Source organism: Rhizorhabdus argentea (assembly GCF_037861105.1).
GTDB lineage: Bacteria > Pseudomonadota > Alphaproteobacteria > Sphingomonadales > Sphingomonadaceae > Rhizorhabdus > Rhizorhabdus argentea.
Genome location: NZ_JBANFK010000022.1, coordinates 1 through 23,472, shown reverse-complemented (window position 1 = coordinate 23,472; position 23,472 = coordinate 1). Strand labels below are relative to the sequence as shown.

General features: G+C 64.9%; 20 protein-coding genes. 12 read left to right on the top strand and 8 right to left on the bottom strand.

Annotated features, from left to right (window positions below; all coding sequences use genetic code 11):
- Window positions 1-62 precede the first annotated feature (62 nt).
- The gene (locus tag AAC645_RS16720; RefSeq protein WP_340317655.1) at window positions 63-1,334 is read right to left on the bottom strand and encodes an N-succinylarginine dihydrolase; all 1,272 of its coding nucleotides are present in this window, start codon (window positions 1,332-1,334) and stop codon (window positions 63-65) included.
- Window positions 1,331-2,341 carry an arginine N-succinyltransferase gene (locus AAC645_RS16715; protein WP_340317654.1) on the bottom strand — a complete coding sequence of 337 codons (1,011 nt, stop codon included), beginning with the start codon at window positions 2,339-2,341 and terminating at the stop codon, window positions 1,331-1,333. The genes AAC645_RS16720 and AAC645_RS16715 overlap by 4 nt, the downstream gene beginning before the upstream one ends.
- 81 nt (window positions 2,342-2,422) lie before the next feature.
- Here AAC645_RS16715 and AAC645_RS16710 point away from each other — a divergent pair, with 81 nt between their 5' ends.
- Both AAC645_RS16710 and AAC645_RS16705 read left to right on the top strand, forming a co-directional pair.
- A complete protein-coding gene (locus tag AAC645_RS16710; RefSeq protein ID WP_422785852.1) occupies window positions 2,423-3,031 on the top strand; it encodes a trimeric intracellular cation channel family protein in 609 nt (202 codons plus the stop codon).
- Between the two features lie 106 nt (window positions 3,032-3,137).
- Window positions 3,138-3,794 carry a hypothetical protein gene (locus AAC645_RS16705; RefSeq protein WP_340317653.1) on the top strand — a complete coding sequence of 219 codons (657 nt, stop codon included), beginning with the start codon at window positions 3,138-3,140 and terminating at the stop codon, window positions 3,792-3,794.
- Window positions 3,795-3,800: 6 nt separating this feature from the next.
- Here the strand turns inward: AAC645_RS16705 and AAC645_RS16700 are convergent, their stop codons facing one another.
- From AAC645_RS16700 to AAC645_RS16675, 6 genes are all read right to left on the bottom strand, one after another.
- On the bottom strand, window positions 3,801-4,310 hold the full coding sequence (locus AAC645_RS16700) for a GNAT family N-acetyltransferase (RefSeq protein ID WP_340317651.1): 510 nt from the start codon (window positions 4,308-4,310) through the stop codon (window positions 3,801-3,803).
- Between the two features lie 14 nt (window positions 4,311-4,324).
- Complete coding sequence (sppA, locus tag AAC645_RS16695; protein WP_422785851.1) at window positions 4,325-6,208, bottom strand: signal peptide peptidase SppA; 1,884 nt, start codon at window positions 6,206-6,208, stop codon at window positions 4,325-4,327.
- Between the two features lie 64 nt (window positions 6,209-6,272).
- Entirely contained in the window at window positions 6,273-7,100 is an 828-nt protein-coding gene (locus tag AAC645_RS16690; protein WP_340317647.1) for a transglutaminase family protein, read from the bottom strand.
- Window positions 7,100-8,035: an alpha-E domain-containing protein gene (locus AAC645_RS16685; protein ID WP_340317645.1), complete on the bottom strand. Its 936-nt coding sequence runs from the start codon at window positions 8,033-8,035 to the stop codon at window positions 7,100-7,102. The genes AAC645_RS16690 and AAC645_RS16685 overlap by 1 nt, the downstream gene beginning before the upstream one ends.
- Window positions 8,035-9,483, bottom strand: a complete 1,449-nt coding sequence (locus AAC645_RS16680) for a circularly permuted type 2 ATP-grasp protein (protein ID WP_340317643.1) — start codon at window positions 9,481-9,483, stop codon at window positions 8,035-8,037. The genes AAC645_RS16685 and AAC645_RS16680 overlap by 1 nt, the downstream gene beginning before the upstream one ends.
- A 149-nt stretch (window positions 9,484-9,632) precedes the next feature.
- A complete protein-coding gene (locus AAC645_RS16675; protein ID WP_340317642.1) occupies window positions 9,633-11,681 on the bottom strand; it encodes a lytic transglycosylase domain-containing protein in 2,049 nt (682 codons plus the stop codon).
- Between the two features lie 46 nt (window positions 11,682-11,727).
- Between AAC645_RS16675 and dapA the strand changes: the two genes are divergently transcribed.
- The 10 genes from dapA to AAC645_RS16625 form a co-directional block, all read left to right on the top strand.
- On the top strand, window positions 11,728-12,603 hold the full coding sequence (gene dapA / locus AAC645_RS16670; protein WP_340317641.1) for a 4-hydroxy-tetrahydrodipicolinate synthase: 876 nt from the start codon (window positions 11,728-11,730) through the stop codon (window positions 12,601-12,603).
- Window positions 12,604-12,718: 115 nt separating this feature from the next.
- On the top strand, window positions 12,719-13,201 hold the full coding sequence (gene smpB, locus AAC645_RS16665) for an SsrA-binding protein SmpB (protein WP_340317639.1): 483 nt from the start codon (window positions 12,719-12,721) through the stop codon (window positions 13,199-13,201).
- Window positions 13,201-13,773: a DUF2062 domain-containing protein gene (locus tag AAC645_RS16660; protein WP_340317637.1), complete on the top strand. Its 573-nt coding sequence runs from the start codon at window positions 13,201-13,203 to the stop codon at window positions 13,771-13,773. The genes smpB and AAC645_RS16660 overlap by 1 nt, the downstream gene beginning before the upstream one ends.
- Before the next feature lie 154 nt (window positions 13,774-13,927).
- Window positions 13,928-16,354, top strand: a complete 2,427-nt coding sequence (locus AAC645_RS16655; RefSeq protein ID WP_340317636.1) for a hybrid sensor histidine kinase/response regulator — start codon at window positions 13,928-13,930, stop codon at window positions 16,352-16,354.
- Between the two features lie 112 nt (window positions 16,355-16,466).
- Entirely contained in the window at window positions 16,467-17,540 is a 1,074-nt protein-coding gene (gene recA, locus AAC645_RS16650; protein WP_340317635.1) for a recombinase RecA, read from the top strand.
- Window positions 17,541-17,568: 28 nt separating this feature from the next.
- Window positions 17,569-17,913, top strand: a complete 345-nt coding sequence (locus AAC645_RS16645) for a VOC family protein (protein ID WP_340317634.1) — start codon at window positions 17,569-17,571, stop codon at window positions 17,911-17,913.
- A gap of 142 nt (window positions 17,914-18,055) precedes the next feature.
- On the top strand, window positions 18,056-18,682 hold the full coding sequence (locus AAC645_RS16640; protein ID WP_340317633.1) for a glutathione S-transferase family protein: 627 nt from the start codon (window positions 18,056-18,058) through the stop codon (window positions 18,680-18,682).
- Window positions 18,683-18,962: 280 nt separating this feature from the next.
- Entirely contained in the window at window positions 18,963-21,617 is a 2,655-nt protein-coding gene (gene alaS / locus AAC645_RS16635; protein WP_340317631.1) for an alanine--tRNA ligase, read from the top strand.
- A 648-nt stretch (window positions 21,618-22,265) separates the two neighbouring features.
- On the top strand, window positions 22,266-23,018 hold the full coding sequence (locus AAC645_RS16630; protein ID WP_340317629.1) for an SDR family NAD(P)-dependent oxidoreductase: 753 nt from the start codon (window positions 22,266-22,268) through the stop codon (window positions 23,016-23,018).
- A 95-nt stretch (window positions 23,019-23,113) separates the two neighbouring features.
- The coding region (locus tag AAC645_RS16625; RefSeq protein WP_459112809.1) for an oxidoreductase at window positions 23,114-23,472 on the top strand (359 nt) is incomplete at its 3' end.

Below are 23,472 nucleotides of genomic sequence, written 5' to 3'. Positions count from 1 at the left end.
CCTGGACTGCAGTCTGGAGATGGGAACCCATCACCGTCTTGTGCGATATCCGTTCCGGAAGTTCAAATCGCGCGCAGCAGCGCATCGAGCGCATCATGCGCGGCATTGGCCTGATCCCAAAGATCCGGATCGGCCAGATCGGCCGCCGCGATCCGCGCCGGCCAATGGCGCTCGACCAGTTCGCACAGCGCGGTCCAGCGCCGCTCGTCAAGCAGGAAGCGCTCGTCGACGCTGAGGCGCGCGTCAGCGCTCATCGGAACGCGCAGGCGCAGGCAGGCAGGGCCGCCGCCATTGCGCATGCTCTCGCGCACATCGACGACGATAGCCTCGTCGATCGGATTGTTCCCGGCGCGGATCGCCTCGACCGCTTGCCAAACGCGAGCATTGGCCTGAGCTTCTCCCGGCAGGATCAGCGCCATCCCGCCTTCGGGCAGGGTGACGAGCTGCGAATTGAACAGATAGGAGCTGATCGCATCGCCGAGGCCGATGTTGTCGACCTCGACCGGGGTGAAGCCGGGCACTGCCCGTTCCGCTGCGGCGAAAAGCCCGTCGCGATCCTCGAATGCTGCAGCATGTGCGAGCAGGACATGCTCGTTTGCGACGGCCATGACATCGTTGTGGAAGGCGCCGGCTTCGATCGCGGCTTGCGATTGCAGCGTGTGAAAGCCCTCTATGCCCGTGATCCGGGCGACTGCCTCGCCGGCCCGCCGGGCCTGCCGTTCGGGGAAGCGACTACCGCGCGCCGTGCCATGGACAAACACATTGAGCCCTGCTGCGGCGTGACGCTCCGTCAGCCGCATGTGGTTCGCTGCACCTTCGTCGCTGAAATGCTGCGTCGCCGGCAGCGCCGGGTGGACGGAGAAATGGCGCTCGTCGGGAAAGATGCGGCGTAGCATCCGGTAGGTGTCCGGCGCCTCGAGGCTCCGGTGCAGCATCGTAGCGAGATTGGCAGTGACCAGGTGAACCCGACCATCGGCGCTGTCTGGTGCCGCAATCACCGTCGCAGCATTGGCCGCCCACATCGCCGATGCCGAGCAGGCGTTGATGAACAGTACGGGGTCGTCCGCCGCGGCGCGCGCCAATATGGTCTTGTCGTCGCCCGTGAAGCCGAGCGTGCGCAAGGCCGCGACGGCCGGGCGGCGGGGCGGGGGGATGAAACCCTGGAACAGGCCGCGGTCCATCAGCCGCTTCATCTTGGCGAGCCCCTGCAGCGCTGCAGTGCGGGGCTGCGACACCGCGCCCGCGTTGCTGGCGCTGGCGATGTTGCCGTCCGAGAGGCCGGTGTAGTTGTGCGTGGGGCCAATCAGCCCGTCAAAATTGATCTCGATTGTCATAGCGCCAGATAGCTGAAGCCATTGCCGGCCGACAGGCCAAGGCTTGCCGCGCTCCTCCTGTCGGTGACAGCCTGTCCGCCGGATGCCTCGACAGACCCGACGGTGCAGCGAAATGCGGCGCCAGTGCCGGTGGTGATCAAATGGTCACGCAAGACATCGGCGTCGCTGCCGCCCGCGAACATGGCGTGGCGCAGATCGCGGAGCGCGCGGAGGTCGTCGATCGTGGCGACGAGCGTAGGGCCGGCATCGAAGATATCTACATAGCCTTCATCACGGAATCCCTCCTCGATCAGCAGGCTTCGCGCCGACCGGCCATCGTCGTGCACCTTGCCGATCGCTGCCTGCGCCTCCTGCGACAGCATGTTGACGTAGATCGGCGCACGCGGGCCGAGATCGGCGATGAACTGGTTGCCGGTCGTGCCGCTGATATGATCGGCTTCGGCGAAGCTCATCGCATAGAAGCGGCCGCCAACGGCATCCCAAAAAGGCGAGCGGCCCTCGTCAAGCCAGCCCCTGAGATCGGCGATCACCCGCTTGCCGAACATCGCCCGGTGGCGGCCGATGAACAGATATCGGCTCCGCGCTATCATCCGGCCATAGCCGCCCTGGCGCAGCGCCGGATCGACGATCAGCCCGCCGACCTCGGCGCAATCCTCGAGGTCGTTGTTCAGAGTGAGAACCGGGAAGCGTACCATCCGGCCGTCGATGCTCGAGCGCTGCGTCGTATAGCTGATCCGATAGCTGTAGAAGGGCCAGTCGGTTCCGAGGCGGGGAAAGACCATGCCGCAGCCCCGCACGCGGCCCTCCAACTCCAGCCCCAGGATGATCGCTCCGCCCAGATTGGCGCCATCGAGCAGCGCGATGCTGCGGGCGATGCGGTCGGCCATCGCCTCGCGATCGGGCGGCAGATTGGTGAAGCCGGGGCCGGCTCCGCCCGCCAGTGCCATCATCGCGTCGACGTCGTCATGACGCACCGGACGGATCTGAATCGAAGCGGATTCGGACATGCGGTATAGTGTTGGTTTGCTCTCTGCCTTTCAAGCAGGGGTTGTTTTGCGTAAGGGCGGGCCGTGCTTCTTCCCGATCTCATGATGGCGCGTTCCGTGCTGCCCTGGCTCGACATCGCCGGGATCGCCATCTTCGCGATCAGTGGCGCGCTGGCGGCGGCGCGGCGGAGGCAGACCATCGTCACCTTCACCTTCTTCGCAGCGGTAACCGGCACCGGCGGCGGAACGCTTCGCGACCTGCTGATCGGCGCGCCGGTGTTCTGGATCCATGACAATCGCGCGCTGGCAGTGTGCCTGCTGGCCGCTCTCGCGGTGTGGGTGACGCCGCAGCGGATCTGGCCGGTCAAGGCCATCGACTGGTTCGACGGGTTGGGGCTGGCCGCCTATGCGGTGTTCGGATCGTGGAAGGCGCTTGCCTTCGGGCTCCCGCCGCTGGGCGCAGCGGCCATGGGCGTGATCACCGCCTGCATGGGTGGGATCATCCGCGACGTGCTGGCCGGCGAGCCTTCGATCCTGCTCCGCCCCGAACTCTACGTCACCGCGGCGGCGCTGGCGGCCGGCTTGTTCGTGCTGCTGACGATGCTCGGCGTGCCGCTGCTGACTGCCGCGGCGATCGCCGCCGCAGCGGGTTTCGTGCTGCGCGCGCTCGCGATCGTGCGTGGTCTCGCCCTGCCCGGATATCGCGACTGATCGACGTGATCGGAGCCGCCGTTCACCGTGGCGACATCTTCGTTCCGCATGGGAACCCTGACGGCGGCGAAACGTAGAGTCGTGCACTGAAGTTGAGGATGTGAAGATGCGTAGCTGGGTGTTGGGCAAGATTCCGGCGGTGTCGGCGGCAGCGTTGATGCTTGCTTCCTGTGGGCCCAAGCAGCTTGCGCTCCCAAGCGATCCGATCGACCGGGCCGCGACCTGTGCGGTGGTGAGCGCCGCCGATTCCCGCGCGAAGGCGCCCGAGGCGAAGGGCGATCTGGACTTCGATGCGCAGACCCGAATCATCCATTACGCGATGATCGCCGGTTCGGAGGGCAACAATTTCTCGGCCAAGCGGGCCTCGGCGGTCGTCAACCGGATGGGCGAGGTCGAAGCCGACATCACCAACGGCAAGTGGCAGGATCTGGTCGCCCCCTGCGATCAGGCTTATCCGGTCGTCAAGAAGACCGATGGCATCGCGCTGCCGAAGGGCCGGTTCGATGCCGAGCTGGGCTGCTACTCGATGGGCGATTTCCTTGTGAAGACGGTGACCACCAGCGATCCCACGGCGCAGGAGCGCTTCGCCGCCTTCCAGAAGATGAAGCGTCAATTGGACGGCCCGATCGGTAGCGCCCTCAAGGCGCGCGGTGCCGGCAGCTATGTGAAGACGCAGGCGCTCAAGGAAGCGGCGCTGGTGCAGATGACGAAGCTCGGCGCGCCGGCCGAGGTGATGAAGATCTGCACCAGCCGTTTTTCCTGACCTCCGTCACGCAAATGGACGAGTCTCCAGCGGCCTTGCCGGCCGTGTCCCCAGATCGAGCTGGTAGAGGCCGACATCATACCAGCTGCCCAGTTTGTACCCGACCTTCGACAATATGCCGCAGCGGACGAATCCGAAGGATTCGTGCAGCCGCACACTGGCGGCATTAGGCAGGGTGATCTTGCCGACCACCGCCTGAAACCCCTGTTCGCCGAGAGCGGCGATAAGGGTGCGGTAGAGCGCCGCACCAATGCCACGGCGATGGTGGCCGCGAGCGACATAGACGGTCGCTTCCGCGGTCCAGCGATAGGCGGCGCGTTCATATAACTTGGCGGCGTAAGCATAGCCGGCCACCACGTCTTCCTGCTCGGCTACCAGGAACGGATATTCCGGCAGGATGTGATCCATCCGCGCGGCCAATTCCTCCGAATCGGGCGGATCGACCTCGAAGGTAATCATCGAGTTGCGGACATAATGGCCGTAGATCGCGGCGATCGCCGCCGCGTCGGCGCGCATTGCAGGACGAACCTTCAGCGTGTGGCCCATGCCAACAGGGCGCGGGCGGCGCTGATGTCGTCGGAGCGGGGCGGGGTCTCGCCGCCAGTGCATTCGAGACAGCGCACCTGGATCGCGGGCCCCGTCAGAATGCGCTGCGCCTCGGCCAGCGCGTGCACCATGATGCGATCCGGCCGTCCGGCGGCAGATCCCCACGGGCCGCGCGCCTGCGCCGCATCGCCGTCCTGCTGATCGGGTTCGACCAGCGACTTGATCATCTGCCGCCAAGGCGACAGGGGTTTCTCTATATACAGCGGGCGAGCCGAACCGGGATCGATCTTGGCCAGCCTGGCGGCTTCGGCGATAGCGTCGTCAACGCTGCCGAAGCGGTCGACCAGACCGATCTGCCGTGCGGTGCTGCCGGCCCAGACGCGGCCTTCCGCAATTTCGCGAACCCGCTCGATCGGCAGATTGCGCGACTGCGCCACCAGACCGGTGAAGCGCCGGTAGATGTCGTTGATCGAGCCCTGCATCATTGCATCAAACATCGGGGAGGTGCCGCGATAGAGATCGGGTTCGCCCGATAGCGGCGTTGTCTTGACGCCGTCGGCGGAGAGGCCGAGCTTGGCCAGCGATCCTTCGAACGTCGGCAGGATGCCGAACACGCCGATCGACCCGGTCACCGTCGACGGGTCGGCGATGATCCGATCGGCCGGGGTAGAAATCCAGTAGCCGCCGCTCGCCGCGACGCCGCCCATCGACACCACCACCGGCAGGCCCAGCCCCTTGGCCTGGAGTATCGCCGAGCGGATCTGTTCGGATGCCATCACCGAGCCGCCGGGCGAATCGACCCTGACGACCAGCGCCTTGATCCGCTTGCGGGCAAGTTCGTCGAGCAGCAGGTTGGAAATGGTGGTTCCCCCCGCCGATCCGGGCGAAGCCTCGCCATCCACGATCTCTCCGGCAACGGTCAGCACGCCGATCGGCGTGCCGCTCGATTTTTCGCCGTGCGAGGCCACCCAGCGATCGAGGGGAATGGCCTTGAAGTCGTTGATGCCGCCATCGCTGGCGTCGCCCGCGACCGCCGCGACCCGCGAGTTGAAGGCGTTTCGATCGCCCAGCTTGTCGACCAGGCCGGCCCTGAGCGCCGCCTGCGACATCTGCCCGCCGGCGGCGGCGATCATCGCGTCGGGGCGGGCGAGATAGGGCGCGAGCTTCGCCTTCGGCCGCGCCGTGGCGACATCGGCCTGCCAGCTCGCCCAGAGCGCATTGGCCAACGCCTGATTGGCGTCGCGCGCCTCAGGCGACTGGTCGTTGCGCATGAAGGGCTCTACCGCAGACTTGAACGCCCCGACCCGGTAGATCTTGGCGGTGATGCCGAGCTTGTCCATCAACCCCTTATAGTAGAGCCGCGATCCGCCCGGCCCTGACAGGAGAACCCCACCCAGCGGATTCAGCCAGACCTCGGTCGCATGCGATGCCAGCTGATAGCCATCGTCATTGTAGCCGGTGGCATAGGCATAGACGGGCTTCCCTGCCGCCCGCGCCCTGTCGATGGCCCGCCCCGCGCTCGCGATCGCGGCCTGTTCGCCGCCAAGGAAGGTATCGAGATCGAGCACGACGGCCTTGATGCTCGTCGAGGTCGAGGCGGTCTGCAGCGCGCGTTCGAGGTCGCGCAGCCGGGTCTCGCGGATCAGGCTGCGGTTGCCTGACAGCAGACTCAGCGTGTCGGTCTCGGCCGGCTGCTCGACCAGCGTGCCCGACAGGTCCAGGACCAGTGCGCCCGAGCTGGGCACAACGCTGTTGGGCTTGATCGACAACGCCATGAACAGGAAGGCGAAGAAGATCAGCATCGCGATCAGGACGAGCCCGTCCTTGATACCGACCAGTAGTTTCCAGAGCCCTCGAACCAGCTTCATGTCGCGATCATTTCCAGCCAATGTCCGGCCCAGATAGGCTGCAATGGACCGGCCGTCCATGGCATCAGGATTGCGACTGGCCCTGCGACAGCGTCACATCGACGCCGACGTTGAGCACCTCGTGCCCGCCGCCGACGCGCGCTCCGGAAATCGGTGCGGCATCGCGGAAATCCAGGCCCTTGGCGACGCGGACATAGCGGTCGTCCGGACACTGGTCGTTGATCGGATCGAAGCCTATCCAGCTATATCCGGGCACATCGAGCTCAGCCCAGAAATGCGGCGCCTGGCGGTGGCCATGATCCGGATCGTCGCGATAGATGTAGCCAGTGACGAAACGCGCGGCGAAGCCGGCGCTACGGGCCGCGGTGACGAGGACATGCGCCATGTCCATGCTGCAGCCCGAGCCCGCGGCAATGATCTCCGATGCGGACCGGACTATGGGGCTGCGCTCGGGGGTACCGCGGACCAGTTCGTGCACGGCGGTATTGAGCGCGTGGGCGCGGCCGAGTTCGTCGCCGGGCTCTGACCAGTTTTCTTCGGCGAGTGCTCGGATCACGTCATCCGCGGCCGTGAGCTCGGTCGGTCGGGTATATACCGCCGGCGGCAGCGACTCGATCGCACCGGACACTACGCCGGCGCGGTCCTCGGTCCGCACTTCGCCGGTGACCCTCAGCCCGATGCGCTCGACCGGTCCGGCCAGATAGAGCATCGAAACGACATTGCCGAAGCCGTCGGTAAGGTGCTTGAGCCGGGCGTCGCAGTCGACGTCGATCCGCCAGTCGGCGACGTTCTGGCCGATATGGCTGGATGGCGTCAGGCGCAGCATCTGGACGACGCGAGCCTGCGGCTCGGTAAAGCGATATTCTGTCTGATGGTGGATCAATAGCCGCATCAGCCGAACCGGAATTGCTGCCCGATCGCCTGATGGATGCGGGTGTTCTCATAGATGAACGCCGTGAGCCATTCATGCAAACCCTGCGCAAAGATCGCATCGATCGTGGTGCGTTCCAGCGCGTTGTGGCGCAGCCGGGCGAGGCGGTCGGCTTCGCCCTGGAGGCCGGTGCGTTTGCCGATGGCATTGAGGTGCATGACCGCTTCCTCCGACGATGCGATCAGCGAGCGCGGTAGCTCCGGCTTGAGGCTGAGCAGCTCGGCGACCAGCCAGGGCTTCAGTCCTTCGCTATAGAGCCAACGATAGGCGGTGACCGCGGAGACGGTGTGAAGGATCGTCGTCCACTGGTCCCGGTCGATGGGGCCGCCGACCTTCTCGCCCTCGGGCAGCAGCAGATGATATTTGACGTCGATCAGCCGTGCGGTGTTGTCGGCGCGCTCCACCGCAGCGCCCAGACCAATGAAGCTGTAGGCCTCGTTGCGCAGCATTCGGTGCAGGGCCCCTTCAAAGCCGCGGGTCTCGGCGCGGATCTGTTCGACCAGGGTAAGCGTCGACTGGCTCCCGCCGGTCGAGGCGCGACCACGCAGGCCCAGCCAAGCGCGATTGATGGCTTCCCAGGCGTCACGGCTTAGCGCGGTGCGCACCGACTTGGCATTGCTGCGCGCCGAGTCGAGGCAGGAGCGGATCGAATTAGGATTGGAGGCGGACAATGTCAGATAGCGGCTGATCGCGACCGGCGACCGGGTTTCGCCTGTCAGCCCGAAATCATAGTCTGCGGCGGCGACGAGCAGGGCGCTGTCCCAGGCAGCCTGGCCAGCGGGGCGGGGGGAGAGGGCGTCGAGCCGTATCGTGGCTTCGATCAGCCGTGCGGTGAACTCGGCGCGCTCGACATAGCGGCCGATCCAGAACAGCGAACTGGCGGTGCGGGAGAGCATCAGGCTACGTCCTCCCGTCCGGGCGCCAGGATCAGGCTGTCCTTGGTGCCGCCGCCCTGGCTCGAATTGACGACGAGCGATCCTTCGCGCAGCGCGACGCGGGTCAGGCCTCCCGGGGTGATCGTCACGCCCTTCGCGCCGGACAGCACGAACGGACGAAAATCGACATGGCGGGGGGCGACTCCCTTGTCGCACAGCGTGGGAACGGTCGACAGCGCCAGCGTCGGCTGCGCGATGTAGCGCTCCGGCTCCGCCTTCAGGGCGAGGCGGAACTCCTCGATCTGCGCCTTGGTCGCGGTCGGGCCGACCAGCATGCCATATCCGCCCGATCCGTCGACGAGCTTCACTACCAGCTTGTCGAGATTGTCGAGCGTATATTGGAGCGCGCCCGGCTCGCGGCAGCGATAGGTCTCCACATTGGGCAGCTTCGCATTGCCGCCGGAATAATATTTCACGATCTCCGGCATGTAACTGTAGATCGCCTTGTCGTCGGCGATGCCCGTTCCCGGCGCGTTCACCAGCGCGACATTGCCGGCCATATAGGCGGCCACGATCCCGGGCACGCCGAGCAGCGAATCGGGCTTGAACACCAGCGGATCGAGATAGTCATCGTCGATGCGACGATAGATCACGTCGACCTGGACGCGGCCTTCGATCGTCCGCATCCAGACCTTGTCGTCGTCGACTTCGAGATCGGCCGCCTCGACCAGTTCGATACCCATCGAATCCGCCAGGAAACTGTGCTCGTAGAACGCCGAGTTGAAATGGCCCGGCGTCAGCAGCACGCAGACCGCGCCGGCGCCCTGCACGCGCGGCGACACCGACTGCAGCGTTTCGAGCAGCGCGTCGGGATAGCTGTCGATCGGGCGGACGTCATATTGCTGGAACAGCTCGGGGCACAGTCGCAGCATCGCCTCGCGATTTTCGAGCATATAGGAAACGCCTGACGGGGTACGCGCATTATCCTCCAGCACCCAGAACTCGTCGGGGCCGGTGCGCACCAGATCGATGCCGCAGATATGCGCGAACACGCCATGCGGCGGACGCGCGCCGGCGAGCATCGGCCGGAACTGTGGATTGGCGAGGATCAGCTCCTCGGGTATTATCTTGTCCTTCAGGATCTTGCGATCCCCATACACGTCGGCGAGGAAGGCGTTGATCGCCTCAACCCGCTGGACCAGTCCCTCCGAGAGGTTGGACCATTCGCGGGCGGTGAAGACGCGGGGAACGATGTCGAAGGGAATGATCCGCTCGGCGGACTCCTCTTCTCCATAGACGGCAAAGGTAATCCCCAGCTGGCGGAACGCGGCCTCGGCGGCTTTTTGCCGACGATCGAGTTCGGCGGCGGGTGTGTTTTCTATCCATTCCGAAAGTCGCGCGAATTCGGGCCGTCCTGTCGGATCGCCCGGTGTCCCCCGGATTTCGTCGAAAGCGCCTGCCCCTGCCATACCGCTCCGTCATGTCCTGATAGCCAAGCCGATGTTGCAACGCTTTGTTGCGCTGCACAAGAGCCTTTGCAGGGGTTGTTACGATTGCAGAATAAGGCCCCGCCAAGAAGCCCAAAACGCCATCCGGCCGTAGCGGGTTCCTGACCGCGTCAGCCGGGACGGACCTTGCCGAGATAAGTGGACAGGCGGTTGCGCATCACGCCGCGCGCTCGCGACGGATTGAGCAGATCGTAGACGACCGCGTTTTCGAGCACTTTCTGTACATAGCCCCGCGTCTCGGCAAAGGGGATCGCCTCGATCCAGCTCACCACGTCGACGCCCGGCAGCCGGGGATCGCCGTTGGCGCGGATGAACTTGTTCACATTGCCGGGGCCGGCATTGTAGCTGGCGATGGCGAGGACATAGCTGCCGCCATAATAGGTGAGCATGCGATCGAAGAAGGACGAACCCAGCATCACATTGTAGCCAACCTCGGCCAGCCTGGCCGGATCATAGTCCAGCCCCATCTTGCCGGCCTGCTCGCGCGCGGTGGCGGGCATCAGCTGCATCAGCCCGCGCGCGCCGGTGCGGCTCGTCGCCTGCCGGTCGAACTGGCTCTCCTGGCGGCTGATCGCGTGGATCAGCGTCCAGTGGCCGTTCATCGCTTGCGGAACCGGAACTTCGGGAAAGCCGATGCGCAGCGGATCGGCGGTGCCGCTGGCCCGCGCCGCGCGCGACACCATCACGCCGAGATCGGGGCGGTCGATCGACTGGGACAGTTCGCCGGCCAGGATATGATCGGTGTCAGTCTTGGCATTGGCGGCGATCAGCCGGATGAAGGCGGTCTGGTCCTGCCACGGGCCGGATCGCCCGAGCAGCCGCGCTGCCCGCACCACCTCGCTGGCCTCGAACGCGGCGCGGTCTGTCGCCAGCACCGCACCGCGGGCCGGTTCGGCGGGCATGATGAGTTCGCGGCCGAGGCGCTCATTGGCGAGTTGGCCATAGAATTGATCGATGTGCTGCGCAGCCTGGGTCAGGTAGCTCTGCGCCCAATCGGGCTTGCCGCCGCGTTCGGCGGCGCGGCCGGCCCAGTACCAGCCCTTGGTCTGGGTGCCGGGCGTCTGGGCGGCGCGGGCATAGCGATCAAACATCGCCATTGCGTCGTCATAGCGGCCGAGCTTGTCGAGTGCGACAGTGCCCGCCAGCCACATCAGGCTGGTATAGTCGTCGCGCTCGGCGAAGGGGCGATCACGGACCCGGGTACCCGGTGGGAAGGCTTGCTCGGCATGCTTGGCGATCGCCAGCGCGACGTCATATTGCGCGTCAGCATTGGCCGCCTGCGCGAAGCTGAGCAGGTTATCGAGGAAATAGGCGGTGTCGAAGGGCGGGCTCGTCAGGTTACGGGACTGGCCAAGCCAAATGCGGGCCCCCCGGCTGTCGCCGCGATCGCGCAGATAACGGGCACGCTCGACCATGTAGCCGGGGTCGTGGTTTACCGCGTCGCCCGCCGCGGCGATGCGCGCCTCGACATCTGGATCCTGCCGCAACAGGGCGAGACGCGCCGCGTAGAGCGGCTGCCTGGCCGGCGAGACGTTGAAAATCTGACGACTCGCGGCGGTCGTTGCGCGATCGAGCAGCAGCCTTTCCATGCGGCGATCATGGTCGGCGCGGGTCATGCTTGCGCCGAAGCGGGCCATCAGCCGGCTCTCGTCATCGGCGCTCAGCCCCTTGGTCGTCCACGCGCCGGCGGCGTTTGCCCGCGCCTCGGCCATTCGGCCAGTGGTAGCGAGCGCTTCGGCATAGCGGCTCTGGCCGGCGGCAGTCAGCGGCGCGAAGCGGGTGAAGAAAGTGACTACCAGGGCCGGGTCATAGCTGTTCGGGTTGATCTGCCGCTCGGCGGCCCGGCGCATCGCCGTCTCTCCAGGCCAGCCGGGATGCGCTATCAGGAAGGCGGCATAGTCCTGGAACGGCAGCGAATCGCTCTGCTGCAGCCGGCGCCATTCGACGATGGCGCCCTGAAGCAGGTCGTCACGCCAGGCCGGGGCGCCGGGGGCGGGAGAGCGGTTGCCGCTCGACAGCGGCAATTCGGGGGCGATGGTCGCCGCAAGCGCAGCCGTGGAGACCAGCAGCGCGGCAGCCGTAAAAAGACGGCGACTCCTGCTGGACAGGGCAGGGCCCGCGAACCTATTGGGCGCATTCGTTTCTCGGACGGGCTTCATCGCGCCATTATGGCCTCGGAAGCGCTCGAGGTGAAGGGAGAGCGTGATGTTCTTTGGGTCGATTCCTGCCCTTGTGACGCCGTTTCGCGATGGGGCGTTCGACGAGAAACTGTTCCGTGGCTTCGTCGACTGGCAGATTTCGGAGGGTTCGAGCGCGCTGGTGCCGTGCGGAACGACCGGCGAGAGCGCGACGATGTCGATCGAAGAGCATAACCATGTCGTGAAGGTCTGCATCGAGCAGGCGGCAGGCAGGGTGCCGGTGATCGCCGGCTGCGGCTCCAACGACACCGCGGTCGCGCTCGAGCATATGCGCTCGGCAAAGGCCGCCGGCGCCGACGCGGCGCTCGTGGTGCTGCCTTATTATAACCGGCCGAACCAGGACGGCCTGCTGCTTCATTACCGCTATTTGGCTGAAAATTGCGACCTGCCGATTATCGTCTACAACGTGCCGGCGCGTACCGTGACGGACATCCTTCCGGAGACGCTGGGCAAGCTGGCCGAGATCCCCACAATCGTCGGCATCAAGGATGCGAGCGGCAAGGTGGAGCGGGTTTCGGCGCAGCGGCAGCACTGCGGAGCCGACTTCTGCCAGCTGTCCGGCAATGACGACATGGCGCTCGGATTCAATGCGATGGGCGGTGTCGGGTGCATCTCCGTGACGGCGAACGTCCTGCCGGGGCTGTGCGCCGATTTCCAGAAAGCCTGCACGGAGGGGCGGTGGACCGACGCGCTCACGCTGCAGGATCGGCTGTTCCCACTCCACAGCGCCCTGTTCACCGATGCTTCGCCGGGCCCTGTGAAATATGCGCTGACCCAAGCCTATCCGGATTTCCCGGCGGAGTTGCGGATGCCGATGACCTGGCCGTCGCAGGCGAGCCGCGATGCCGTGGACGCGGCGTTGAAGCATGCCGGCGCGGTGTAAGGCCGGTTGGGGGCGTCACACAGCTAATTAACTTGCCAACACGACCGCGATAACGGCATCGAGCCGTTCCAGCTACCCCGTCTCCTCCTCAGTCGGAGGGGTGATATAGAGATTTATGGTCCGTCCGCGTCCCGCCGAGTTCGAGAAAACCAAGGTCGTCGCCGAGAATCGGCGTGCGCGCTATGAATATTTCCTTGAGGACTTCTTCGAGGCCGGCATCGCGCTGACCGGTACCGAAGTGAAGTCGCTCCGCTTCGGCGAGGGGTCGATCGCCGAGAGCTATGCCGAAGTGAAGGGCGACCAGATATGGCTGGTCAACGCCAATATACCCGAGTTCAGCCATGGCAACCGCTTCAACCATGAGCCAAAGCGGCCTCGCAAGCTGTTGCTGCACCACCGGCAGATCGAGAAGATGCGCACGGCGGTGTCGCGCGAGGGCATGACGCTGATCCCGCTTTCGATCTATTTCAACGGCAAGGGACGGGCGAAGGTCGAGCTGGCGCTGGCCAAGGGCAAGAAGCTGCACGACAAGCGCGAAACCGAAAAGGCGCGCGACTGGAAACGCGAGCAGGGGCGCCTGCTCCGGGAACGCGGCTGATGTTCGACAGCATCGGCAGATGGTGGCGCAAAAATGCTCCGACCCGCGAATCGCTGGAGGAGGTGCGCTGGCTGCGGCCGTTCGCCCATCGGGTTCTCGAGCCCAGCCTGTGGCGCTTCACTCGGCGCTCGGTGCCACGCGGCGTAGCGCTCGGCTTGCTGGTCGGCATCTTCCTGATGATCCCCGGACTGCAGATCATCGGCGCGGCGCTGCTGGCGCTGCCGTGCCGCGCCAACGTGCCGATCGCGATCGCGATGACATTCCTCAGCAATCCCGCGACCACGCCATTCCTGCTCTATCTCTCTCTCATCGTCGGGAACCACTTCGTTCATTCGACCGCAGATCTCGATACGGTCTCGGCGATGATCAATCATGGTGCATCGCTGGCCGAATGGGCGGGCTGGGCAGCCTCGTCGGCGGCGCCTGCGCTGATCGTCGGGCTGTTCGTAATCGCTACGGTTTCGGGCGCGGTCGGCTATCTGCTGTCGAGCTGCGTGTGGCGGGCGTGGATTTCGCGGAAGTGGACGCTTCGCGAACGTCACCGCGCCGAACGCGAGACCGTCGAGACTTGATACTGACAACGGTGAGGGTAAGCCAGCCGTCATAACCGGCGCCGGCCGAACGTCTCCGTATCTGGCTATACGCCGGCCGGACGTTTCGCGTCCGATGGGAAAGGCATCAAGGCGCCGCTTGACGAAGACGGAACGGCGAGAGAACAAGGCCTTCATGCCGAGCAGCTACCCCCCCAGAACCATGTCCCCTCGCCTGGGACGGCTCGTGCTCAATGCGATGCTGGCGATGCTGACGCTCGTCTCGTCGGTCGGCATGGCCGGCATGATCTGGGGTGCGACCGACAACCTGCTCGTCGCGGGCCTGTTCATGCTCGCGTTCAGCCTGGGGATCGGCATGATCCTGCTGGTTGCGATGATCCGGGCCCAGATCCATGTGCGGCCGATGCGGCAGACCGATCTGGGCCTGGTGCTGGGCAGCATCGAGGATGCCGATGCCGGTATCGCCATCACAGGGCCGAAAGGTGAACTGGTCTGCGCCAATCGCCAGTTCGAGGCCTGGTTCGGCGGCCTGCCGACCCCGCCCGCGCTGCCGCTGCCGCAGGAGGTCCGCATGCAGCTTGCCGCCGCCTCCATCGCGGCGATGCGCGACGGCCGGGCCGATCTCGCCAAGCTCGCCACCGACCGCGGGCTGGTCGACGTCATCGTACGGCGCGCCGGCAACGAGGATGGCCATCTCATCTGGCGGTTCCACCGTTCGAGCCAGTCGGACAGCATGGCTGACATCATGCGCATATTGGGCAGCGATATCGGCCGGCGGATCGGCAGCGCGGGCCTGATGGGGGCGCTTGTCGACGGCAACGGCATCGGTATCGTCGCCAACCGCGTCTTCCTTCAGCGCGCGCTTGGTTCCGCCGACGCGCCGAGCTCCGGCTGGGCCTTTGCCGAACTGTTGCGCAGCGATGGCGACGTGATCCGGCTCGCCGCCGATCCGCCGGGCGGCGATCCGGTCCGCCTGATCCAAATCCCGCTCAACGATCAAGGGGCCGTCAACGCCACGCTGTTCCTGTTGCTCGACGAGCTGGGCGGCGGCAGCATGGGAGCCGAGGCGCGCAGGGTCGCCACCGGCGATCTGCACGCGTTGCTCGGCATGCTCCCGCTCGGGCTCGCCGTAGCGGAGCAGGACGGCCGCGTGCTGTTCATGAACGCGCCGTTCCGGCGCGCGGCGGGGCTGGGGCCGGAGGCGACGATCGTCTATCCGGGCGACCTCGTTGTCGAGGAGGACAAGGCGGCGGTTTCCGACGCTGTGCGGCGCTTCTCGGCCGGCCGCGGATCCGCCAGCGATCTGTCGGTGCGCCTCAAGGAACGGCCGGAGGAGAATGTCTCGCTGACCATCGCGGCGGCGAAGGGGCTTGGCAATGCCTCGGTGCTGCTCAGCCTCAAGGACAATAGCGAGGAGTCCAAGCTCAAGCGCCAGGTGGCGCAGGCGATGAAGATGCAGGCGGTGGGCCAGCTAGCCGGCGGCGTCGCCCATGATTTCAACAACATCCTGACCGCGATCATCGGCCATTGCGACCTGATGACGATGCGTCACATCCCGGGCGACAGCGATTATGACGATATCCAGCAAATCAAGCATAATTCGAACCGCGCCGCGGCACTGACCCGCCAGCTGCTCGCCTTCTCGCGCCAGCAGACGCTGCGGCCGCAGATACTTCAGATACCGGACGTGATCTCCGAAATTTCGAACCTGTTGAAGCGGCTGCTGGGCGAAACCGTCAAGCTGGAGGTCAGCCATGGCCGCAATCTCGGCACGGTGCGTGCCGACCCGGGCCAGCTCGAACAGGTGATCGTCAACCTCGCGGTCAACGCACGCGATGCCATGTCCGATGGCGGCACGCTGACGATCCAGACCTATGCGATGTCGCAGGCCGACGTACGGCGGCTTGGCATGGAGATCATGCCGGTCACCGAATATACCGCGATGAAGGTGACCGACACTGGCAGCGGCATCGCGCCGGAGATCATTACCAAGATCTTCGAACCCTTCTTCACGACCAAGGAAGTCGGCAAGGGCACGGGCCTGGGGCTGTCGACCGTGTATGGTATCGTCAAGCAGACCGGCGGTTTCATATTCGCCGAGAGCGAGTTGGGGAAGGGCACCAGCTTCGTCATCTATCTGCCGGTACACGAGGCGCCGGCTTCGGCGGTGGCGCCGCTGGTCAAGGCGAAGGAAGTCAGCACCGAATTATGGGGCACCGGCACCATCCTGCTCGTCGAGGACGAGGCGATGGTGCGCGCAGTGGCGGAGCGCGCGCTGGCGCGCCAGGGCTACAAGATCCTGACGGCCACCAATGGCGAGGAGGGGCTCGAGATAATCGAGACCGCCGAAGAACCGATCGACCTGGTGATCTCCGATGTGGTGATGCCGACGATGGATGGGCCGACCATGGCGCGCGCGGCCCGGGAGAAGCGGCCGGACCTGCCGATCATCTTCATGTCGGGCTATGCCGAGGAGCAGCTGCGCAAGTCGATCGACCTCGACAATATCGGCTTCCTGCCGAAACCCTTCTCGGTCCAGCAGATCGGGCAGGCGGCGCGCGAGGCGCTGGCAGATCATGCGCGAACCGAGGTGGTCAGCTAGGTCGATCCCGCGAACAAATCATGAATGTTTACCTCTTGTTCTTGGAGAACATTCCATGTACGAAGATCGTGTTTGAAGCTTTCGCTCACGCGATCTACGAGGGAGTTTACCCATGGCGGCTCAGTTGAAGCTCATTGGATCCGAAAAGGACGCGGCGAATATGGATAGACAGAAGGCCCTTGAAGCCGCCTTGGCGCAGATCGACCGCGCCTTCGGCAAGGGCTCGGCGATGAAGCTGGGATCGCGAGAGGCGATGCAGGTCGAGGCGATTTCCTCGGGCTCGCTGGGGCTGGACATCGCCCTCGGCATCGGCGGCTTGCCGCGTGGTCGAGTCGTCGAGATCTTCGGTCCGGAAAGCTCCGGCAAGACGACGCTGGCGCTGCACGCGATCGCCGAGGCGCAGAAGGGCGGCGGCACCGCAGCATTCATCGATGCCGAGCATGCGCTTGACCCCGTTTATGCCAAGAAGCTGGGCGTCAACATCGACGAGCTGATCGTGTCGCAGCCGGATACTGGCGAGCAGGCGCTCGAGATCGCGGACACGCTGGTCCGCTCCAATGCAATCGACGTGCTGGTGATCGACTCGGTCGCGGCGCTGGTGCCGAGGGCCGAGATCGAGGGTGAGATGGGTGACAGCCATGTCGGCCTGCAGGCGCGGCTGATGAGCCAGGCGCTACGCAAGATCACCGGCTCGATCAGCCGGTCGAAATGCCTTGTCATCTTCATCAACCAGATCCGCATGAAGATCGGGGTGATGTATGGTTCGCCGGAGACGACGACCGGCGGCAATGCGCTCAAATTCTACGCCTCGGTTCGGCTCGATATCCGTCGCACCGGCGCGATCAAGGATCGGGACGAGGTCGTCGGCAACGCGACGCGGGTCAAGGTCGTCAAGAATAAGGTCGCGCCGCCATTCAAGCAGGTCGAGTTCGACATCATGTATGGCGAGGGTGTGTCGAAGGTAGGCGAACTGATCGATCTGGGCGTGAAGGCAGGGCTGGTCGAGAAATCAGGGGCCTGGTTCAGCTACGACTCGGTTCGCATCGGTCAGGGCCGTGAGAATGCCAAGACCTATCTGCGCGAGAACCCGGAACTGGCCGCAAAGCTCGAATCGGCAATCCGCGGCAACACCGAAACGGTGGGCGATGCGTTGATGGCGGGTCCAGCTGAAGACGACGACATCTGATCTGACGCGATAGCGGAAAGGGCCGATTATGGCGGCGCGTCTGAACTATATCGAGCTGCCGGTCGGGAATACCGCCGGCAGCAAAGCCTTTTTCGAACAGGCATTCGGGTGGTCACTGACCGCCTTCGGCCCGGATTATGCCGCAACGATGGGACAGGGCTGTGACATCGCCCTCAACGGCGACGCCGCCGAGGCGAGCAGGGCTCCGCTGGCGGTGATCGAGGTCGACGATCTCGAAGCCGCCCAGATCGCGGTGGAGGCGGCCGGTGGCGTGGTGGTGCGGCCGATCTTCGCTTTTCCCGGCGGCCGCCGCTTTCACTTCCTCGAACCTTCGGGTGTCGAGCTGGCCGTCTATGTGAACGAGCCGCACTGACGGGATACGCTACTATCGTTCCGTCCCTCGATCGTCATTCCCGCGAGTAACGATTGGGAAGACGGCTTTGCGATGTTGATGCTTGCGCATCACGGGCGAAAGGGCCGATGCAGCCGACGGGTTTCTCCATGGAGCACCGGCCATGACGATCATCGTCCATCATCTTGAAAACTCGCGCTCGCAGCGTGTGCTCTGGCTGCTCGAAGAGCTGGGCCTCCCCTATGAGGTTCGCCGCTATCCGCGCGACCCGAGGACGATGCTCGCCCCACTGATACTCAGGAAGATCCACCCACTCGGCAAGTCGCCGATGATCGAACATGGCGGCCGCATCGTCGCCGAGACTGCGACGATCCTCGAATATCTCGTTGCGCTGGCCGGCGGGCGCTTCGGTCCGCCCGAGGATGAAGACGGCGCTCTGCGCTGGCGATATTTTCTCGACTATGCCGAGGGCTCGCTGATGCCGTCGCTGCTGCTCCGCCTGGTGATCGACAAGATGGGACCATTCGGATGGGTTGCGAAACGAACCGTCACCAGGATGGCGATGCTCCACATCGACTATGTCGAAAGGGAGCTCAGCCGGCGCCGCTGGTTTGCGGGCAGCGAGATCAGCGCCGCGGACATCATGATGAGCTTTCCGCTTGAGGCTGCCCGCGAGCGGCTGAAGCTCGACGGCACGCGGCCGACGATCACCGAATGGCTCGACCGGACCCACGCTCGACCGGCCTATCGGGCAGCGCTGGAAAAAGGCGGCCCCTATGCTTATGCCTGACGCGAGGCATGTGCGAGACCTCGGCGTGTGTTAGGCGCTGAAAGAAGCCGTGCTGCCGTACCGCGTGTCGGGATGGCGGACGTGCTGCGCCTCGTGGATCGCTTCGAGGGACTGGCGGCAGATCCCGCCCGTCTTGACTAAGTCGCGCGTCGACAGCCTGGCGGCCCACGTCGAGATTTACGCGGACCGGATGACGCATTTTGCGTCGGCAGACCGATCGCCCCTCAACCACTCTGCCGAACCGCTTGAGAACCGGTCGCGCGTCGCCTAAGTCCCACGCATGACATCGACCAACGACATCCGCCGCTCCTTCCTCGATCATTTTGCGCGCGAGGGGCATGCGCCGGTGCCTTCGGCGCCGCTGGTGCCACATAATGATCCGACGCTGATGTTCGTCAATGCGGGCATGGTGCCGTTCAAGAATGTCTTCACCGGGCTCGAAACCCGACCTTATTCGACCGCGACATCCTCTCAGAAATGCGTGCGCGCGGGCGGCAAACACAATGATCTCGACAATGTCGGCTACACCGCCCGGCATCACACCTTCTTCGAGATGCTCGGCAATTTCTCCTTTGGCGACTATTTCAAGGAACGCGCGATCGGCCTCGCCTGGGGCCTGATCACCGGCACCTGGGGGATCTCACCCGATCGGCTGACCGTCACCGTCTATCATAGCGACGACGAGGCATTCGATCTCTGGAAAAAGATCGGCATGCCCGAGAGCCGGATCATCCGCATCGCCACTTCCGACAATTTCTGGTCGATGGGCGATACCGGCCCGTGCGGACCCTGCTCTGAAATCTTCTATGATCATGGCGCTCATATCCCCGGCGGCCCTCCCGGCAGCCCCGACGAGGATGGCGATCGCTTCGTCGAGATCTGGAACCTTGTCTTCATGCAATATGAGCAGGTCGACAAGGATAACCGGATCGATCTGCCCAGGCCGTCTATCGACACCGGCATGGGGCTGGAGCGCGTCGCCGCGGTGCTGCAGGGCGTTCACGACAATTATGACACCGATACCTTCAAGGCGCTGATCGCTGCTTCGGGAGAGTTCACCAGGACTGCCACCGATGGGGCGAACAAAGCGTCGCATCGCGTGATCGCGGACCATCTGAGGGCTTCCGGCTTCCTCGTGGCAGACGGGGTGCTGCCCGCCAATGAGGGCCGCGGCTATGTGCTGCGCCGGATCATGCGCCGGGCGATGCGCCACGCCCATCTGCTGGGGGCCGCCGACCCGCTGATGCACCGCCTGGTGCCGAGCCTGGTTGCCGAGATGGGCGCCGCCTATCCCGAACTGGTGCGCGCGCAGCCGTTGATCGAGGAGACGCTGAAGCTCGAGGAGACGCGCTTCCGCCAGACGCTCGCCAACGGCCTGCGCCTGCTCGACGAGGCAACCGGCTCGATGAAATCGGGCGACGTCCTGCCCGGCGCGGTCGCATTCAAGCTCTACGACACATTCGGCTTTCCCTATGACCTGACAGAGGATGCGTTGCGCGCCCAGGATCTCGGCGTCGATCGCGCCGGATTCGATGCCGCGATGGCCGAGCAGAAGGCAGCGGCCCGCGCCGCCTGGAAGGGATCGGGCGACAAGGCATCCGAAGAGATCTGGTTCGACATCGCCGAGGAACATGGCGGCACCGAGTTCACCGGCTATGTGAGCGAGGAAGGCGATGGCCAGCTGATCGCGATTGTCCGTGACGGCAAGCGCGTCGATAGCGCCGCCGCGGGCGACGAGGTGACGCTGATCACCAACCAGACGCCTTTCTACGGCGAGAGCGGCGGCCAGATGGGCGACGCGGGTCGGATCACCGGCGACGATGGACTGGATATCGAGGTAAGCGACACCGCCAAGCCGCTCGGCCGCCTCCACGCCCACAAGGCCCGGATCGTCAGCGGTGCGGTCAAGCTCGGCGACACGCTCCATCTGAGCGTTGATGGCGTACGGCGCTCCCAGATCCGCGCCAACCACAGCGCGACGCATCTGCTGCACGCGGCGTTGCGCCACCGCCTCGGCGGCCATGTCACCCAGAAGGGGAGTCTCGTTGCGGCCGACCGGTTCCGCTTCGATTTCTCGCACCCCAAGGCTCTTACTGCGGAAGACATCGCCGCGGTCGAGGCAGAGGTGAACCGGCACATCCGCGAGAATGATGACGTGTCGACCCGCCTAATGACCCCCGATGCGGCGATCGAAGCCGGAGCGATGGCGCTGTTCGGCGAGAAATATGGCGACGAGGTCCGCGTTCTCTCGATGGGTCGTGCCAATGACGGAACCTATTCCGTGGAACTGTGCGGCGGCACCCATGTCTCGGCGCTGGGCGACATCGCGCTGTTCAAGATCATCTCGGAAAGCGCCGTGTCGAGCGGCGTTCGGCGCATCGAAGCCCTGACCGGCGAGGCTGCGCGGCTTTGGCTCATCCATCGCGACGAGCGATTGCGTGAAGCCGCCGCGGCGCTGAAGACCTCACCCGACGACGTCCCGGCCCGGATCGCCGCGCTGGTCGAGGAGCGCCGCAAACTGGAGCGCGAGCTGGCCGATGCGAAGAAGGCGCTAGCGCTGGGCGGCGGTGCGGCCAAGGGCGATGCGCCCGGTCCCGAAGACGTCGCGGGCGTGAAGTTCCTGGCGCAGATCGTCGAGGGGCTCGATCCCAAGGGCCTGCGCGGACTTGTCGATGAGGCAAAGTCGGCGCTCGGTTCCGGCGTATCGCTGATCATTGCGGTAAACGATGGCCGCGCCAGCGTGGCAGCCGGTGTTACCGCCGATCTGGCCGGCCGGATCAGCGCCGTCGATCTCGTCAAGGCCGCGGTCGCGGCACTGGGCGGGCAGGGCGGCGGCGGGCGGCCCGACATGGCGCAAGGCGGCGGGCCCGACGGGACCAAGGCGGCGGACGCCGTCGCTGCCGCGAGGGACGCGCTGGTGAAAGTTCCCGCCTGATCGTGTCCCTGGGGAACACCTGACGCCTCGAATTCACGGGAAATCAAAGCGAGAACTGCGAAGTGCTGGCAAAGTTCGGCCCTTGGCCGAGCTCGCGCCCTCGAAAAGCCGGTTCGCAGGCGGCTGCCTTCTCAAACGAGGTCCGCAGCCCGAAGAACTGGCACGGTTTTCTCATATACCACTTTTCGCCTGCGCATTTTTTCATCGGTGATTGTCCGAATCTCGACCAAGGTAGGGAGATTCGATTTTCCAGTATTCCTTGCAGGGGGGGATCGAGCACTCCTCACGAGATGACATTATCGCCACTCGCAGCGATGTTATCTCTAGGCCAATAGGCGCGGCGAGGGGCCGGAACGCGCTTCTCATTGACTCGATGAGGCAAGTGCCTTAATTGATAGCCGCAAGAAAAATGCTGCGATTCGTATTTGCGGTATCGCCACTCTGGAGAGTTCCGATCGGTATATCGAACCCCATCTATCCCCGGCCCACTTATTAGCTGCGGGCCGCCTTGGTTGGCGAACGTCAGTGCCGCACCGTCAAACCGGTGCGGCTCGAAGCAAAGATGTTTGTGCTGCATGTCGGTGGAAGCAACGCATCGGCGGCCGCGTCGCCGTAAGAAGCTGCATGAATTTGGAGAGAAGTCGCGGCATGACGGACAGAGAATTGGAGGGCAAGTGCGCCCTTGTGACCGGCGGAACGCGCGGCATCGGCAAGGCCGTGGTACTCGCATTGGCGGCCAAGGGCGCCAACGTGGCGTTCAGCTATCGCGAGTCGGCGGCCGAGGCGGCGGCAATCGTCAGCGAGCTCGAGCAGATGGGCGTGCGCGGCAAAGCCGTCCAATCCGACCAGTCTGATCCGGCCGCCGCGCATCAGCTGGTGGATGCGGTCATCGAAGCGTTCGGCCGGCTCGACATATTGATAAACAATGCCGGTATCGCGCATTTGCAGCGATTGGGCGATGGCCGCGATTATAGCGACCTCGACCGGATGTGGGCCGTAAACACGCTGGGCGTGGTCGCCACCATCCGAGCAGCGGCGCACGTCATGGCGGACGAAGGGCGCATCATCACGATCGGATCGGGTAGCGGCAGCCGCGCCGGCATGCCCACGGCGGCCGACTATTGCGGTACCAAGGCGGCCGTCTCCGGCTATACCCGTGGGGCAGCACACGACCTTGCCCCCCGCAAGATCACGGTCAATGTCATCGAGTCGGGCATGATGAACACCGAGATGGCGCACAGCATGCCCGACAATGAAAAGGCCCGGATCAGAGCTGGCATTCCGTTGCAGCGTTTCGGAGACCTTACAGAGATCGGTGCTCTGGTCGGATTTCTCGCAAGTCCCGCGGCCGGCTACATCACAGGCGCGACACTGGCGATCGACGGCGGGTTTTCCGCGTAGGTCGCCCGCTACACAGCTAATCGGAAGATTTGCCGCAGGTTCGAGCGGCAACGTGACGCTACCAGCGGACTAGATTGAATAACGGAGAATAAAGGATGTCGTATACCCACGTCGACAAGCCGATCCGGCTTGGGAATCTCGAGATCAAGAACCGGACGTTCCGACCGGCACATGGCACGGGCATCGGCTGGGGTATGATGAACGACGCGCTGATCGCCTATCATGAAGAGCGGGCGCGCGGTGGCATCGGCCTCATCATCAACGAGATCGGGTCGGTTCATCCGACGACGGCGTTCAACCTCGATATATACAAACCCGAGATCGAGGACGGGATGCGCGTGTTCGCGGAACGCCTCCAGCGGCACGGCACCAAGGTTTTTCAGCAACTCTGGCATGCGGGCGCCGCATTTGGTCGGCCCGACGGCTCGCCGCCGTGGAGCGCATCCGACATTCC

Coding starts and splice junctions, on each gene's coding strand:
- AAC645_RS16720 (WP_340317655.1), bottom strand. CDS start 1,334: ATGACAATCGAGATCAATTTTGACGGGCTGATTGGCCCCACGCACAAC.
- AAC645_RS16715 (WP_340317654.1), bottom strand. CDS start 2,341: ATGTCCGAATCCGCTTCGATTCAGATCCGTCCGGTGCGTCATGACGAC.
- AAC645_RS16710 (WP_422785852.1), top strand. CDS start 2,423: ATGATGGCGCGTTCCGTGCTGCCCTGGCTCGACATCGCCGGGATCGCC.
- AAC645_RS16705 (WP_340317653.1), top strand. CDS start 3,138: ATGCGTAGCTGGGTGTTGGGCAAGATTCCGGCGGTGTCGGCGGCAGCG.
- AAC645_RS16700 (WP_340317651.1), bottom strand. CDS start 4,310: ATGCGCGCCGACGCGGCGGCGATCGCCGCGATCTACGGCCATTATGTC.
- sppA (WP_422785851.1), bottom strand. CDS start 6,208: ATGAAGCTGGTTCGAGGGCTCTGGAAACTACTGGTCGGTATCAAGGAC.
- AAC645_RS16690 (WP_340317647.1), bottom strand. CDS start 7,100: ATGCGGCTATTGATCCACCATCAGACAGAATATCGCTTTACCGAGCCG.
- AAC645_RS16685 (WP_340317645.1), bottom strand. CDS start 8,035: ATGCTCTCCCGCACCGCCAGTTCGCTGTTCTGGATCGGCCGCTATGTC.
- AAC645_RS16680 (WP_340317643.1), bottom strand. CDS start 9,483: ATGGCAGGGGCAGGCGCTTTCGACGAAATCCGGGGGACACCGGGCGAT.
- AAC645_RS16675 (WP_340317642.1), bottom strand. CDS start 11,681: ATGAAGCCCGTCCGAGAAACGAATGCGCCCAATAGGTTCGCGGGCCCT.
- dapA (WP_340317641.1), top strand. CDS start 11,728: ATGTTCTTTGGGTCGATTCCTGCCCTTGTGACGCCGTTTCGCGATGGG.
- smpB (WP_340317639.1), top strand. CDS start 12,719: ATGGTCCGTCCGCGTCCCGCCGAGTTCGAGAAAACCAAGGTCGTCGCC.
- AAC645_RS16660 (WP_340317637.1), top strand. CDS start 13,201: ATGTTCGACAGCATCGGCAGATGGTGGCGCAAAAATGCTCCGACCCGC.
- AAC645_RS16655 (WP_340317636.1), top strand. CDS start 13,928: ATGCCGAGCAGCTACCCCCCCAGAACCATGTCCCCTCGCCTGGGACGG.
- recA (WP_340317635.1), top strand. CDS start 16,467: ATGGCGGCTCAGTTGAAGCTCATTGGATCCGAAAAGGACGCGGCGAAT.
- AAC645_RS16645 (WP_340317634.1), top strand. CDS start 17,569: ATGGCGGCGCGTCTGAACTATATCGAGCTGCCGGTCGGGAATACCGCC.
- AAC645_RS16640 (WP_340317633.1), top strand. CDS start 18,056: ATGACGATCATCGTCCATCATCTTGAAAACTCGCGCTCGCAGCGTGTG.
- alaS (WP_340317631.1), top strand. CDS start 18,963: ATGACATCGACCAACGACATCCGCCGCTCCTTCCTCGATCATTTTGCG.
- AAC645_RS16630 (WP_340317629.1), top strand. CDS start 22,266: ATGACGGACAGAGAATTGGAGGGCAAGTGCGCCCTTGTGACCGGCGGA.